Source organism: Cnuibacter physcomitrellae (assembly GCF_014640535.1).
Classification (GTDB): domain Bacteria; phylum Actinomycetota; class Actinomycetes; order Actinomycetales; family Microbacteriaceae; genus Cnuibacter; species Cnuibacter physcomitrellae.
The window spans coordinates 3559343-3573609 of the sequence record NZ_BMHD01000001.1; the positions used below are offsets into that span (position 1 = coordinate 3559343).

General features: G+C 70.3%; 13 protein-coding genes. 5 read left to right on the forward strand and 8 right to left on the reverse strand.

What is annotated here, in order from left to right:
* Window positions 1-4 precede the first annotated feature (4 nt).
* A complete protein-coding gene (locus IEX69_RS16720; protein WP_229756397.1) occupies window positions 5-586 on the forward strand; it encodes a YdeI/OmpD-associated family protein in 582 nt (193 codons plus the stop codon).
* A 440-nt stretch (window positions 587-1026) separates the two neighbouring features.
* Here IEX69_RS16720 and IEX69_RS16725 read toward each other — a convergent pair whose 3' ends face one another.
* From IEX69_RS16725 to IEX69_RS16735, 3 genes are all read right to left on the reverse strand, one after another.
* Window positions 1027-2619: a DEAD/DEAH box helicase gene (locus tag IEX69_RS16725; protein ID WP_085018712.1), complete on the reverse strand. Its 1593-nt coding sequence runs from the start codon at window positions 2617-2619 to the stop codon at window positions 1027-1029.
* A 162-nt stretch (window positions 2620-2781) separates the two neighbouring features.
* On the reverse strand, window positions 2782-3408 hold the full coding sequence (locus tag IEX69_RS16730) for a DUF1684 domain-containing protein (protein WP_085018713.1): 627 nt from the start codon (window positions 3406-3408) through the stop codon (window positions 2782-2784).
* The gene (locus IEX69_RS16735; RefSeq protein WP_085018714.1) at window positions 3405-3914 is read right to left on the reverse strand and encodes a hypothetical protein; all 510 of its coding nucleotides are present in this window, start codon (window positions 3912-3914) and stop codon (window positions 3405-3407) included. Before IEX69_RS16735 ends, IEX69_RS16730 begins: the two co-directional genes overlap by 4 nt.
* Window positions 3915-3989: 75 nt before the next feature.
* Between IEX69_RS16735 and IEX69_RS16740 the strand changes: the two genes are divergently transcribed.
* Genes IEX69_RS16740 through IEX69_RS16750 form a run of 3 tightly spaced genes read left to right on the forward strand, consistent with a single transcriptional unit; the run spans window position 3990 to window position 6347 of the window.
* Window positions 3990-4292, forward strand: a complete 303-nt coding sequence (locus IEX69_RS16740) for a DUF427 domain-containing protein (protein ID WP_085018715.1) — start codon at window positions 3990-3992, stop codon at window positions 4290-4292.
* Between the two features lie 46 nt (window positions 4293-4338).
* Complete coding sequence (locus IEX69_RS16745) at window positions 4339-5316, forward strand: Vgb family protein (protein WP_085018716.1); 978 nt, start codon at window positions 4339-4341, stop codon at window positions 5314-5316.
* The gene (locus tag IEX69_RS16750) at window positions 5313-6347 is read left to right on the forward strand and encodes a Vgb family protein (protein ID WP_085018717.1); all 1035 of its coding nucleotides are present in this window, start codon (window positions 5313-5315) and stop codon (window positions 6345-6347) included. Before IEX69_RS16745 ends, IEX69_RS16750 begins: the two co-directional genes overlap by 4 nt.
* A 33-nt stretch (window positions 6348-6380) precedes the next feature.
* Here the strand turns inward: IEX69_RS16750 and IEX69_RS16755 are convergent, their stop codons facing one another.
* The 5 genes from IEX69_RS16755 to IEX69_RS16775 are packed head-to-tail and all read right to left on the reverse strand — an operon-like array spanning window position 6381 to window position 10457.
* The gene (locus tag IEX69_RS16755) at window positions 6381-6866 is read right to left on the reverse strand and encodes a SprT-like domain-containing protein (RefSeq protein WP_085018718.1); all 486 of its coding nucleotides are present in this window, start codon (window positions 6864-6866) and stop codon (window positions 6381-6383) included.
* Between the two features lie 2 nt (window positions 6867-6868).
* The gene (locus IEX69_RS16760) at window positions 6869-7381 is read right to left on the reverse strand and encodes a hypothetical protein (protein ID WP_174604400.1); all 513 of its coding nucleotides are present in this window, start codon (window positions 7379-7381) and stop codon (window positions 6869-6871) included.
* Window positions 7382-7432: 51 nt separating this feature from the next.
* Window positions 7433-8599, reverse strand: a complete 1167-nt coding sequence (locus IEX69_RS16765; protein WP_085018719.1) for a PQQ-dependent sugar dehydrogenase — start codon at window positions 8597-8599, stop codon at window positions 7433-7435.
* A 46-nt stretch (window positions 8600-8645) separates the two neighbouring features.
* Window positions 8646-9527 carry a spermidine synthase gene (locus IEX69_RS16770; RefSeq protein WP_373284482.1) on the reverse strand — a complete coding sequence of 294 codons (882 nt, stop codon included), beginning with the start codon at window positions 9525-9527 and terminating at the stop codon, window positions 8646-8648.
* A 9-nt stretch (window positions 9528-9536) separates the two neighbouring features.
* A complete protein-coding gene (locus IEX69_RS16775) occupies window positions 9537-10457 on the reverse strand; it encodes a DUF817 domain-containing protein (protein ID WP_085018721.1) in 921 nt (306 codons plus the stop codon).
* A gap of 289 nt (window positions 10458-10746) precedes the next feature.
* Here IEX69_RS16775 and rpoB point away from each other — a divergent pair, with 289 nt between their 5' ends.
* Window positions 10747-14235: a DNA-directed RNA polymerase subunit beta gene (gene rpoB, locus IEX69_RS16780; RefSeq protein ID WP_085018722.1), complete on the forward strand. Its 3489-nt coding sequence runs from the start codon at window positions 10747-10749 to the stop codon at window positions 14233-14235.
* Window positions 14236-14267: the final 32 nt, after the last annotated feature.

The following is a 14267-nucleotide window of genomic DNA, read 5'->3' on the forward strand; positions in this document are numbered from 1 at the left end:
CGTCGTGCCCGCGTACGAGGAGCGGCGCTTCGCCTCAGCGGCCGAATGGCGCGCCTGGCTGGAGGAGCACCACGACTCGGTCGACGGGATCCGCATCATCCTGGCCAAGAAGGGGGCGCCTCAGCCCTCGGTGACGCACGCGGAGGCGATCGACGAGGCCCTCTGCTTCGGCTGGATCGACGGCATCCGGAACCGGCGCGATGAGGAGTCCTTCCTCCAGACGTTCACCCCGCGCCGCGCTCGCAGCATGTGGTCACAGGTCAACATCGGCCATGTGGAGCGTCTCACCGGAGCGGGCCGGATGCACGAGGCCGGCCAGCGTGAGATCGACCGCGCCAAGGCCGACGGCCGCTGGGACGCCGCGTACGCGCCGCCCAGCCGCATCGAGGTGCCGGACGACCTGGCGGCGGCCCTCGCCGCCGACCCGGCCGCGCAGGCGGCGTTCGCCGGCCTCGACAGCCAGAACCGCTTCGCGATCCTGTTCCGCATCCACCAGGCGAAGCGCCCGGAGACCCGGGCCCGCCGCATCGAGCAGTTCGTCGCCATGCTCGCCGCCGGCGACACCCTCTACCCCCGCAAGTCCTGACCCCCGTCACCGCCAGCCGTCACCCCGACACCGATCCGGCTGAACCTCGGCCGTGTTCGCCGGGCTTCCCCTTGTTCGGTGTCGAAGCGACGGTAGTCGCTCGTCCGGGGCGTCGCCCCGCGGCGTCGTGGTGCGGGAGTCATCGTCGCCTCGACACCGATTCCGCCGAACCTCGTCCGTAGTCGTCGGGCTTCGCCCTGTTCGGTGTCGAAGCGACGGCGGTCGCTCGTCCGGGGCGTCGCCCCGCGGCGTCGTGGTGCGGGAGTCATCGTCGCCTCGACACCGATTCCGGCGAACCTCGTCCGTATTCGTCGGGCTTCGCCCTCTCCGGTGTCGGAGCGACCGTGACGGGCGGCGATACGAGGTCGCCCGTCACGAGATACGGCGAAGCCCCGTGAATATCGCGGGGCTTCGCCGTATTCCGTGATGACGGTCGTGCGTCAGCGACCGCGGCGGCGTCCGCCGCCCGAGGAGGCGGAGAAGTCGGCGGCCGAGCTGTGCCCGCCGGTCGAGGTGCTGTACGTCACGCTGCTGCCCGAGCGGGTCGAGCCGCCCCCGCGACGCGCCTGGCCGGAGCCGCCGCCGGCCCCACCGCGGGTGCGCGCCGGGCGCTGGCCCTGGCGACCACCCTCCGCCGAGCCCGAGCCCGAGCCCGAACCCGAGCCGGCTGCGGCACCCGCCCCGCCGCGTCCGCCGGAACGACCCGACGACGAGCGACCCGAAGCGGCGCCCTCAGCCGAGCCCGCACCCGATCCGCCCCCGCGGCGAGCGCGCTTCCGCTGCGCGTTCGCGCCCTGCGACCCACCGGGCCGCGACGGCGCCTGCTGCACCGGCGCCTTCTTCACGGGCGCGACGTAGGCGGCCTGCTCGCCGACGAGCGACAGCACCTCGGGCGAGGTGGCCGTCACCTTCTGCGCGGCGACCTTGATGGCGGCCTTCCGCATCATGTCGGCGACGTCGCGGCGCTGCTCCGGCAGCATGATCGTCACCACGTCGCCCTCGCTGCCCGCGCGAGCCGTACGACCCGAGCGGTGCAGGTACGCCTTGTGCTCGGTCGGCGGGTCCACGTGGACGACGAGCTCGACGTCGTCGACGTGCACGCCGCGGGCGGCGACGTCGGTGGCGACGAGCACGCGCACCTCGCCCGACCCGAAGGCGGCGAGGTTGCGGTCACGGGCGTTCTGCGACAGGTTGCCGTGCAGGTCCACGGCGGGGATGCCCCACTCGGTGAGCTGCTTGGCGAGCTTCTTCGCGTGGTGCTTGGTGCGCATGAACAGGATGCGGCGGCCGGTGCCCGACGCGAGCGCGCGGACGAGGTCCTTCTTGGCATCGGCGTCCGCGGCCTCGAAGAGGTGGTGCGTCATCGCCGCGACGTGCGAGGTGGCCTCGTCGACCGAGTGCAGCACCTGGTCGTGGAGGAAGCGCGCCACGATCTTGTCGACCCCGTTGTCGAGGGTCGCCGAGAACAGCAGGCGCTGGCCGCGCTGAGGCGTGGCGTTCATGATGCGCGTGACGACGGGCAGGAAGCCGAGGTCGGCCATGTGGTCGGCCTCGTCGAGCACGCTGATCTGGACGTCGTCGAGCTTCACGAAGCCCTGCTTCATGAGGTCGTCGAGGCGTCCGGGGCAGGCCACGACGATGTCGACGCCGGCCTTGAGTGCGGCGACCTGCTTGTTCTGCGAGACGCCGCCGAAGATCGTGGTGACCGAGAGGCGGGCCTTGCTCGCCAGGGGCTCGAGGGTCGCGGCGATCTGCGTCGCGAGCTCACGGGTGGGGGCGAGGATGAGGCCGCGCGGGCGACCCGGGACGCGCTTCGCGCCGTCCTGCGCCAGGCGCGCCACCATCGGGATGGAGAACGCGAGGGTCTTGCCGGATCCGGTCTTCCCCCGACCGAGCACGTCGCGGCCCGCGAGAGTGTCGGGCAGGGTGTCGGCCTGGATCGGGAACGGGGAGGACTTGCCCTGCTCGACGAGCACGTCGACGAGAGGGGCCGGCACGCCGAGCGCGCCGAAGGACAGGGTGTCAGAAGACAAGGGGGAGCCTTTCAGGCTGAAGATGGCGAAGGCGCCGGTCGGCGCATCCGTTCGCCGTGAGAAAGTGTCGCCGCACCGGCCAGAGTGGCGGATGCGCGAGGAAGCGTTCTACGACGCACGCGGCTCATCGTGGAGCCTGCGTCCCTTCAGCCTACAGGATGCTCAGTGAGCGCCTTCGTAGCGTTCGCCCACGGGGATCTCCGAGGCGACCGTGTCGCCCGCCGGCGCCAGGGGGCACGCCCACGCGGGGTCGTAGGCGCACGACGGGTTGTAGGCGAAGTTGAAGTCGAGCACGAGCCGCCCGTCGGGGTCGCCCAGGTGCGCGCCCTTGATCGTGTCGAGCAGGTACCGCCCGCCGCCGTAGGTCCCTCCGGGCTTCCCGGCGAGCCCGTCCTTCACCGGGAGGAAGAGCCCGCCGCCGTAGGACGCGAGACGCCACACGTCGAGGTCGCCGACGCCAGGCACGTGGGAGACGCCGAGCAGCTCGAACGGGACGAGCCCGTCGGTCCCGGTCTCGAACTCGAACGACGCCGGCTCGGCCGGCTCGGCGAGGTCGACGACGAACCGCCACGCGGGGTCGTAGTCCGCAACGGGCAGGCCGCGGAACGAGGCCCTGTCCTCGGGCAGCAGGGGAGTGGCGGGATGCGTCGCGAAGAGCTCGTCGCGGGCGGCGCGCCACGCCGCGTGCGCGGCGGCGGGGTCGACCTCGCTCACCCGGCGCACCTCGGCGTAGAGAGCGAAGACGCGCTGACGCCAGTCAGCCGTCTCGAGCGCGGTGCGGATGCTCACGCCGGCTCCTCCTCATCGCGGGGCAGGTCGTACGCCCAGGTGGGCGCGAGCTCCTTGAGCTTGTGCCCGCGCCACTGCCAGAACGCCCACAGCGAATACCAGACCGCGGGCGTCAGCAGCCCCGCACCGATGGTGAGCTGGTCACGATAGAGCGTCTTGCCCGTCCCCTTCGGGTCGGGGGCGACGGCCATCCGATGGTCCCAGAGCGTCACGGCCGTGAGTGCTCCCGTGACCGGCTGACCCGAGTCGTGCAGGATGCGCACGTCGCCGTGCTGACGGGTCTGGACGCTCAAGCGGATGATCTGCTTCCCCAGCGGCACGATCCCGCCGCCGCGGATCTCGACCGGGTGCTGACCCGGCTCCCACACCGTGGGGAACCCGTCCGCGGCGAGCGACTCGATGTCGAGCAGCGGGCTCGACACCTCGCGGAAGACGGCGGGACTGCGGATGGCGCGCCAGGCCGCGTCCGGGTCGCAGTCGAGGATCAGCTTGAGCAGCACGCGCATCCACCCAGTCTGTCCGGATGCACGGGGCCGGCAAAGGCGTAGCGTGGTCGTCACAGTCTCACAGGAGGATTCAGCATGAAGGCAGTGGTCGACGGAACGGTCATCGCGGAGGCGCCCAAGGAGGACCTCATCGCCATCGAGGGCAACTGGTACTTCCCGCCGTCGAGCGTGAGGTCGGAGCTGCTCAGCGAGAGCGACACCCCCTACACGTGCCCGTGGAAGGGCGAGTGCCAGTACTTCGACGTCACCGTCGACGGCACCTCGCTCCACGACCGCGCGTGGTCGTACCCGAACCCGTACGCCACCGCGTTCGACCGCGTGGGCAAGGACTTCTCGAACTACGTCGCGTTCTGGAAAGAGGTCGAGGTCACCGAGTAGGAAGTACTCAGGTCCCCTCCGACGCACCCGCCCCCATGATGGGCGGGTGCGTCGTCTCCTCTCCTTCGCCGCCGCGTCCCTCACGACGACGGCACTGATCTTCGTGTCTCCCCTCGTGGCCGACGCGCGTCCGCCGGTCGCCCCGCCGTCTCCCGGCTCGCACGTCCTCTGGCACGACGTCGCGCTCCCTCCCGGCGTTCAGCCGAGCGTCATCACGACGGCGGCCGATGGCACGGTCTGGTTCGCCGACGGCGCGTCATCCCGCCTGCTGGCCTACGACCCCGCCACAGGGTCGCTGGCCCCGTACCCCCTCGCGAGCGACGCGTTCGTCGTCTCGATCGTGGAAGCGGCCGACGGGGCGATCTGGTACTCCGACCCGACGGCCGAGACGGTGTCGAGGCTGGACCCCGACACCGGGGTGATCGACGAGACCCTCATGCCCGCGGGCATCCGTCCTCTGGCGCTCGCGGCGTCACCGGACGGGTCGATCTGGTTCGGCACCTCCCTCGCCGACGAGGTGGGGCACGTCGCGCACGGCGCCCCGCTCGAGCTCGTCACGCTCGCGGGCAGCGGCGGGATACCCGTCGACGTCACCTGGGGGCCAGACGGGCGGCTCTGGGTCGCGCAGTACGGCGTCGGAGCGATCGACGCCTACGACCCCGTCTCGACGCGCACGACGAGCTACCCGATCTCGGCCTTCGCGACGAGCGAGATCGAGGCGGGTGCCGACGGCGCCCTCTGGCTCGTCGACAACAACTCGCTCCACCGCGTGGGTATCGACGGCTCCGACGAGACCTTCATCGTGCCCGCGTCGTCGATCGCCTTCCCGTTCTCCCTCACCCGAGGCGGCGACGCCGTCCTCTACGCCGACACCGAGGGGCGGATCCTCTCCGTGGCGTCCGATGGGGCGTTCACCCCGCTCGGCCCCGGTGGCGCCGGCCATCTGCCCCAGGCCATCGCTCTCGCGCCGGATGGCTCCCTCTGGTACACCGACCCGTTGCGCGCTTCGCTGGGGTGGGGATGAGGGTCCGCGCGCCGAGGTTCCGTGGGCCGAAGGCCCTCGCCGTCGCGCTGGGCGTCGGCCTGGCGACGGTGCTCGCGTCGTCCGTCGCCTCGACCCTCGAGGGGGCGCATGCGACGGTCCTCCTGCCGGTGGCGCCGCATCCGTCGGACTGGCTCGTCCAGTGGCGCGAGCTGCCGGAGCCGGCCGGAGGCCGCCCGCGGACGCTCCTCGTCGCGTCCACGGGCGTCGTGTGGTTCGACGACGAGTCGACCGGCACGCTGAACTCCTACGACCCGGTCTCGGGCACGTGGGCGGTGGTCCCCACGACCGCGACCTCGCCGTGGCGCGTGAGCCTGCTCGTCGAGTCGAGCGACGGCGCGATCTGGTTCGCCGACCCGTCCGACTCCGTCCTGCACCGGTACGACCCGGCCTCCGCGGCGGTGTCCGACCTCGCTCTCCCCGGCGCCGACCGTATCACCGACCTCACCGCAGCCCGAGACGGCTCCGTCTGGTTCGGCACGGCGACCGCCTCCGTGGTCGGCCACGCGCGTCCCGACGGATCGATCGACCTCGTCACGATCACGGGTGGAAGCGGCGGGATCCCGGAGAGCGTCACGTGGGGCCAGGACGGGCGGCTGTGGATGACCCAGTTCGGGTCCTTAACTGTCGATGCACTCGACCCCGGGACGGGCACGGTGACGAGCCTCCCCTTGTCGTCGAGGTGGGCGTCGCACCTCGAGTCCGGTGCCGACGGCGCTCTCTGGATGCTCGACGGCTCCGACCTGCTGCGTCTCGACCCCGCAGGCACGGAGGACAGGTTCCCCGTGCCGACCACCCCGGCCGGTCTCGCGCTCCCTACCGTCCTCCGCCCGGGATCGCAGGGCGTCATCTACGCCGACACCACCGGCCGGATCGTCTCGGTCGACCCGCGCGGCCGTTTCACCGTCCTGGGCCCGTCGACGCCCGGCCTCCTCCTGGGCTCGATCGACGTCGCCCCGGACGGCTCCATCTGGTTCACCGACCCCCTCTCCGGCCGCCTCGGCTGGGGATGAGGCAGCCGAAGCCGGAGGCCGGCAGAGGAGGCCTCAGGCTGAGCGGCGAGCCTGAGCGCGGGCGGGCGACACGTCGCGCCGCGTCCACTCGATGAGGTGGGCGGCGCTGAAGCGGCGCGAGCACCGGCTGCAGGACAGCCGGGTCGTGGGCCGCCGGTGCCGGAAGTACGAGTGCCCGGCAGGGCAGACGCCGACCCACGGTGCGAGGTCGTCGGCGCGCTCGCCGTCGTGCAGACGCGACCCGACGTAGCCGATCGACGACGCGACCGTCTTCCACCGCACCCCGTGGCCGGCGCCCGCGCCGGCGAGCGCGTGAGCCACCTCGTGGAGCAGCACCTGGTGGATCTCGTCGTCCTCGTACCTCGACGCGAGGTAGCGCGACACGGTGATCCGTCGAGCGGTGTAGTTGCACTGTCCGGCGCGTGTCTTCGCGTTGTCGAACCCGAAGGTCCACGAGGAGTCGAGGTGCATCGCGATGAGGGCATCCGCCCACCGTGTGACCCGCGCCAGATCGGCCACGATCAGGACCCGAGGTACGATTCGGTCACGGCGACCGCCACGAGCGACGACTCGAGCTGGTCGAGCGAGGCGCCGAGCTTCTCCATGAGGAAGACGGCCACCTTGAAGTCGACCAGGGCGGCCGGGTAGTCCTCCAGCTCGAAGTGCACCTTGCCGCGGCTCAGCGTCGACACGGCCTCGAGGGTGCCCCACTCGTGGTTCTGCGCCTCCTCGACGCACAGAGAGAGCTCCTGCAGCGCTGCGGCGAGCTTCCCCTGGTACTGCATGACCTGCGCGCGGCGGATGCGAGCGCCGAGGGTGAGCTCGCGATCACCCGAGAAGCGCGCCTGGCGCACGGCCTCGTTGGCGACCGTCATCGCCTCGTCGAGCCGCCCGGTGAGGCGCAGCAGCACCACCTTCTCGTTGAGCGCGGTCAGGCTGCGCAGCTGACCGAGCTCCTCGAGCCTCTCGGTCACGGCGTCGACATCGACCTTCTCGCGCAAGGTGGTCATGTCGTACCCGGTGATGATGCTCATGTCCCTCCCAGGGTAACGAGCACCACCGTGCCCGTGCCCGTCGCCGCGCCGTCAGCCGGCCTTCGCGAGGTCGACTCGGTACAGCACGTCGTCGCCGTCGCGCGGTGATCCCCGGCCGTCGGTGTTGTTGGTGAGGAAGAGCAGCGTGTTCTCCGGGCCCGGGGCGACGTCCCGGATGCGGCCGAAGGCGCCGGTGAACCACTCCTGCGAGCGACCGTCGAAGGTGATCGTCCAGAGACGCTCGCCGCCGAGGCCGGCCATGAAGACGGTGTCGCCGATGACCGCGATCCCACTGGGGCTGGCGTCGTCGGTCGCCCACTGGGCGACCGGTTCGGTGAAGCGGCCGTCGCCGGCGAACCCCTCGGCGATCGGCCAGCCGTAGTTCGCACCGGGGGTGATGACGTTGAGCTCGTCGTAGGTGTCCTGCCCGAACTCGGCCGCCCACATCGTCCCGTCGGCGGCCCAGTCGATGCCCTGCGGGTTGCGGTGCCCGAGCGACCACACGGGCGATCCGGCGAACGGGTTGTCCGCGGGCACCTGCCCCTGCGGCGTGATCCGCAGGATCTTGCCGCCGAGGAACTCCACCGATTGCGCGAGATCGCGCTGGTTCGCGTCGCCGACGGTGACGTAGAGCATCCCGTCGGGTCCGAACGCGATGCGCCCGCCGTTGTGGTTCGACGCCTTCGGCAGTCCCGCGAGCACCACCTCCGGAGCGCCGAGCGTGTGCGCTCCCGGCGTCCCCGCGAGCGGCATCCGCACCACCCGGTTGTCGGATGCGGTCGTGTAGTAGGCGTAGAGCCACGACCCGTCGGCGCCCTGCCACGGTGCGAGCCCGAGCAGTCCCCCCTCGCCGGCGGCGGCCACGTCCCCGATCCGGGCGACGTCGACCGCGGTGCCGCCGACGTCCTCCACGATGCGGCCCTCGTCGCGCTCGCTGAGGAGCACGGAGCCGTCGGCGGGCTGCGCGATCGACCACGGCGCGGCCAGTCCGCTGACGAGCGGGCCCGGGTCGCCGAAGGGCACGACCGGCCCGAGCTCCTCCGCGGGTGCGGCGGTCGGGGTGGGGGAGGGCGTGGGCGACGGGGTCGGGGTGCCCACCGGGCTGTAGGTGGCGTACCGCGAGTTCGTCACCTCGGGGTCCGGACCGACGATCCCCGTGCAGCCGGCGAGCCCCACGGCGAGGGCGGCCACCGCCGTCAGCGTCCCTGCTCTGCGCATCCGTCCCTCTCTCCCTCGCCCTCGTCCGGGAGCGCCGTCGCTCAGCTCACCCGCCTCCGCGGGGGACCTGGAACACGCTGCGCGCCGGCGACGGGGAGCCGGTCGCCGTCTGATCGGTCGCGATCGGCGCCCCGGCCGCGAACCGCCCGACGTCCGCTCCTTCGACCAGCCTGCTCGCCACCGGGTCGCCCGCCAACCGCCTGGGCAGCGATTCAAAGGGAAGTCCTGTGTTCGACGCGAAGGCCACGATGTTGCCGAACCGCCGGGCCTTGAGCATCTGCGGATCGGCGGCGAGCGCCACGTGGTCGAACACGTGGGACAGGGTCGCCGCCTGCGACCGCGCGAACGCCAGGCCCGCGCCGTCGGCGACGTTCACGGCCAGCAGCCCGTCGGGCGCGAGCACCTCCGCCACCTCGCGGTAGTACTCCGCGCTCGTGACGTGCGCGGGCGTCCGGGCTCCGGCGAAGATGTCGCTGACCACCACGTCCGCCTGTCCGCGCAGTCCGGCCGGGAGCCGCGACAGCACCTCCCGGGCGTCGCCGTAGCGCACGCGGATGCTCGCTCCGCGAGGCAGCGGCAGTTCGCGGCGGACGAAGGCGGCGAGGTCCTCGTCGATCTCCACCACCTGCTGCCGCGAGCCGGGCCGCGTCGCCGCCACGTAGCGGGGGAGCGTGAAGGCGCCGGCGCCGAGGTGCACGGCCGTGATCGGCTCTCCCGCGGGCCGTACCACGTCGATCGCGTGCCCGATCCGCCGCACGTACTCGAACGACAGGTGCGTCGGGTCCTCGAGGTCGACGTGCGACTGCGGCGTCCCGTCCACGACGAGGATGCGAGACCCGGCCTCGAACGGATCCGGCCGGATGGTGGCCACCATGCCTGACGCCAGCCTGACGGTCGGCGTCTCCGACCTCTCGTCCCCGCGTGCCACGCTCCGACCCTACCCGCGGGCAGCGGGCCCGGCGGGCACCGCCGGCGAAGCGGGCCCGGCGGGCGCTCGCGGCGGATAGACCCACGTCACGAGCACGACCGAGATGATCATCAGCAGGAACCACGACACCAGCTTCGAGATCCCCACCAGCTCCCAGCCGTCCGCCTGTGACGGGTAGGTCCAGGCGTTCGACCAGGTGGCGATGTTCTCGGCGAACCAGATGAACAGCGCCACCAGGAGGAAGGCGAGCAGCACCGGCATCCGGAGCGTGCGGCGGAACACCCGGAAGTGCATCATCGACCGGCCCCACACCACCACGACCGCGGCGACCAGCACCCAGCGCAGGTCCCAGATCCAGTGGTGCGTGAAGAAGTTCGCGTAGATGGCCGCCGCGATCACCGCTGTGACCCACAGCCGCGGATACCGGGTGAAGCGCAGGTCGAACAGGCGGTAGACGCGCACCAGGTACGACCCGACGGCGGCGTACATGAACCCGCTGAACAACGGGACCCCCGCGATCCGGAGCACCCCGTCGGCGCCGTACGTCCACGACCCCACGTCGGTCTTGAACAGCTCCATCACCGTCCCCACGATGTGGAACAGCACGATGACCCTGAGCTCGCGCCACGTCTCGAGACGGGTCGCGATCATCACGATCTGGATGGCCACGGCCGCCAGGGTGAGCGCGTCGTTCCGGGCGAGCCACACGCCGTCCGGGTACCACAGGCGCGCCGCGAGGATGACCGCGAGGAGAGCCGCTCCGAAGAGGCATGCCCAGGCCTGCTTCAGGCCGAAGGCGAGCAGCTCGACGAGCCACGCCAGCGGGCCGCGCCGAGGCGCCCGCCCGAGCAGCCGACGCAGCCAGGAGTCGATCGAGCGTTCGGGCCCGAGGGGCAGCGGAGACGCCGCCGAGGGGTCGGATCCGCTCATCGACGAGAACTTATACCCGAGAATCTCAAAGTGGTCAAGCAAACCACTGGACAGGCGTGTCGAGAGTGCCTATAGTTGTTCTTTGCGCTCCCAGAACATCTCATGCCTTCATATTGCGGTCGGCACCTGTGATGGAGCGGTGTGATCGTCGCCCTTCCGGACGGCTGGACACCCTCGTCGCAGCAACACTCTAGAACCATATGGCGGGTTCTGGCCACATCTGCGGAGTGATCCCACCATCGACCGACAGTGACTCATAGGCCCGACGGGGCCCACGGAGGTTATTTCCTTGGCTGCTGCGCGCAACGCAACCACCAACTCACCCAAGAACGGTCGGGCCCACTCCCGCCTTTCTTTCGCCAAGATCACGGACACGCTCACCGTCCCTGACCTGCTCGCCCTTCAGACCGAGAGCTTCGACTGGCTCGTCGGCAACGACGCGTGGAAGGCACGCGTCGAGGAGGCCAAGCAGGCGGGCCGACAGGACCTCCCGAACCGCAGCGGTCTCGACGAGATCTTCGAGGAGATCTCGCCCATCGAAGACCTCGGCGAGACCATGCAGCTCAGCTTCACCAGCCCGTTCCTCGAGCCGGAGAAGTACTCGATCGAGGAGTGCAAGGAGCGCGGCAAGACCTACGCCGCGCCGCTGTACGTCGAGGCCGAGTTCATGAACCACCAGACCGGTGAGATCAAGACCCAGACGGTCTTCATGGGCGACTTCCCGCTCATGACCGAGAAGGGCACGTTCATCATCAACGGCACCGAGCGTGTCGTCGTGTCGCAGCTCGTGCGCTCTCCCGGCGTCTACTTCGAGCGCGCCCAGGAGAAGACCTCCGACAAGGACATCTACTCCGCGCGCATCATCCCGAGCCGCGGTGCGTGGCTCGAGTTCGAGATCGACAAGCGCGACCAGGTCGGCGTCCGCATCGACCGCAAGCGCAAGCAGTCGGTCACGGTGTTCCTCAAGGCCCTCGGCATGACCAGCGAGGAGATCCTCGAGGAGTTCAAGGGCTTCGCGTCGATCGAGTCGACCCTCGAGAAGGACGCCATCCTCACCAAGGAGGAGGCGCTGAAGGACATCTACCGCAAGCTCCGTCCGGGCGAGCAGGTCGCCGCCGAGGCCGCGCGTGCGCTCCTCGACAACTTCTACTTCAACCCGAAGCGCTACGACCTCGCGAAGGTCGGCCGCTACAAGATCGACCGCAAGCTCGGCCTCGACGCGCCGCTCACCGACTCGGTGCTCACCGTCGCCGACATCGTGGCCACGATCAAGTACCTGGTCGCCCTGCACGACAACCAGACCACCCTCCCGGGTGTGCGTGACGGCCAGCCCGTCACGCTGCGTCTCGACGTCGACGACATCGACCACTTCGGCAACCGCCGCATCCGCGCGGTGGGCGAGCTCATCCAGAACCAGGTCCGCACCGGTCTGTCCCGCATGGAGCGCGTCGTCCGCGAGCGCATGACCACGCAGGACATCGAGGCGATCACCCCGCAGACCCTGATCAACGTGCGTCCCGTCGTGGCCGCGATCAAGGAGTTCTTCGGCACCTCGCAGCTCAGCCAGTTCATGGACCAGAACAACCCGCTCGCGGGCCTGACCCACAAGCGCCGCCTGTCGGCGCTGGGCCCCGGTGGTCTGTCCCGTGAGCGCGCCGGCGTCGAGGTCCGCGACGTCCACCCGTCGCACTACGGCCGCATGTGCCCGATCGAGACCCCCGAGGGTCCGAACATCGGTCTGATCGGTTCGCTCGCCTCGTTCGCGCGCATCAACTCGTTCGGCTTCATCGAGACGCCGTACCGTCGCGTCGAGAACGGCCGGGTCACCGAGCACATCGACTACCTCACCGCGTCGGAGGAGGACGACTTCATCGTCGCCCAGGCCAACGCGCCGCTGACCGCTGACCTCCACTTCGCCGAGGACCGCGTCCTGGCCCGCCGCAAGGGCGGCGAGGTCGACCTCTTCCCGCGCGACGAGATCGGCTACATGGACGTCTCCCCGCGCCAGATGGTGTCGGTCGCGACCTCGCTCATCCCGTTCCTCGAGCACGACGACGCCAACCGCGCGCTCATGGGTGCGAACATGCAGCGTCAGGCCGTGCCGCTGCTGCGCAGCGAGTCGCCGTTCGTCGGCACCGGCATGGAGGGCTTCGCCGCGATCGACGCCGGTGACGTGGTCATCGCGAACAACGCCGGTGTGGTCCAGGAGGTCTCCGCCGACGTCGTCTCCGTCCTGCTCGACGAGGGCGGCACCGAGGAGTACTACCTCCGCAAGTTCGACCGCTCCAACCAGGGCACGTCCTACAACCACCGCGTCGTCGTCTCCGAGGGCGAGCGGGTCGAGAAGGGCGAGGTCATCGCGGATGGCCCGGCCACCGAGAACGGCGAGCTCGCGCTCGGCAAGAACCTCCTCGTGGCGTTCATGCCGTGGGAGGGCCACAACTACGAGGACGCGATCATCCTCAGCCAGAACCTCGTGAAGGACGACGTGCTCTCGTCGATCCACATCGAGGAGTACGAGGTGGATGCGCGCGACACGAAGCTGGGCAAGGAGGAGATCACCCGTGACCTCCCCAACGTCAGCCCGGAGCTGCTGGCCGACCTCGACGAGCGCGGCATCATCCGCATCGGCGCCGAGGTCCGTCCCGGCGACATCCTCGTCGGCAAGGTCACGCCGAAGGGCGAGACCGAGCTGAGCGCCGAGGAGCGCCTGCTCCGCGCGATCTTCAACGAGAAGAGCCGCGAGGTGCGAGACACCAGCCTCAAGGTGCCTCACGGTGAAGAGGGCACGATCATCGCCGTCAAGGAGTTCTCGGCCGAGAACGACGACGAGCTCGGCTCGGGCGTCAACCAGCGCGTGGTCGTCTACATCGCTCAGAAGCGCAAGATCACCGCGGGTGACAAGCTCGCCGGTCGTCACGGCAACAAGGGCGTCATCTCGAAGATCCTGCCGGTGGAGGACATGCCGTTCCTCGCCGACGGGACCCCGGTCGACGTCGTGCTCAACCCGCTCGGCATCCCCGGCCGCATGAACTTCGGCCAGGTGCTCGAGACCCACCTCGGGTGGATCGCGAAGCAGGGCTGGGAGGTCGACGGCAAGCCCAAGTGGGCCGCGCGTCTGCCCGAGCAGGCCCGCTCGGCCGAGCCCGGCACGAAGGTCGCGACCCCGGTCTTCGACGGTGCGTCGGAGGAGGAGATCGCAGGTCTGCTCGACTCGACCATCCCGAACCGCGACGGCGAGCGCCTGATCGACTCGAGCGGCAAGACGCGCCTGTTCGACGGCCGCTCCGGTGAGCCGTACCCGTACCCGGTCTCGGTCGGCTACATGTACATCCTGAAGCTGCACCACCTGGTCGACGACAAGATCCACGCCCGTTCGACCGGTCCGTACTCGATGATCACCCAGCAGCCGCTCGGTGGTAAGGCGCAGTTCGGTGGCCAGCGCTTCGGTGAGATGGAGGTGTGGGCCCTCGAGGCCTACGGCGCCGCGTACGCGCTGCAGGAGCTCCTGACGATCAAGTCCGACGACATCCTCGGCCGCGTGAAGGTCTACGAGGCGATCGTCAAGGGCGAGAACATCCAGGAGCCCGGCATCCCCGAGTCGTTCAAGGTGCTCATCAAGGAGATGCAGTCGCTCTGCCTGAACGTCGAGGTCCTCTCGGCCGACGGCACCGCGGTCAGCCTCCGCGACACCGACGACGAGGTGTTCCGTGCCGCTGAGGAGCTCGGCATCAACATCTCCAGCCGCTTCGAGTCGTCGTCCATCGACGACATCTGAGCCGGCGACCACTGATTACCTTCGGTCTTTCG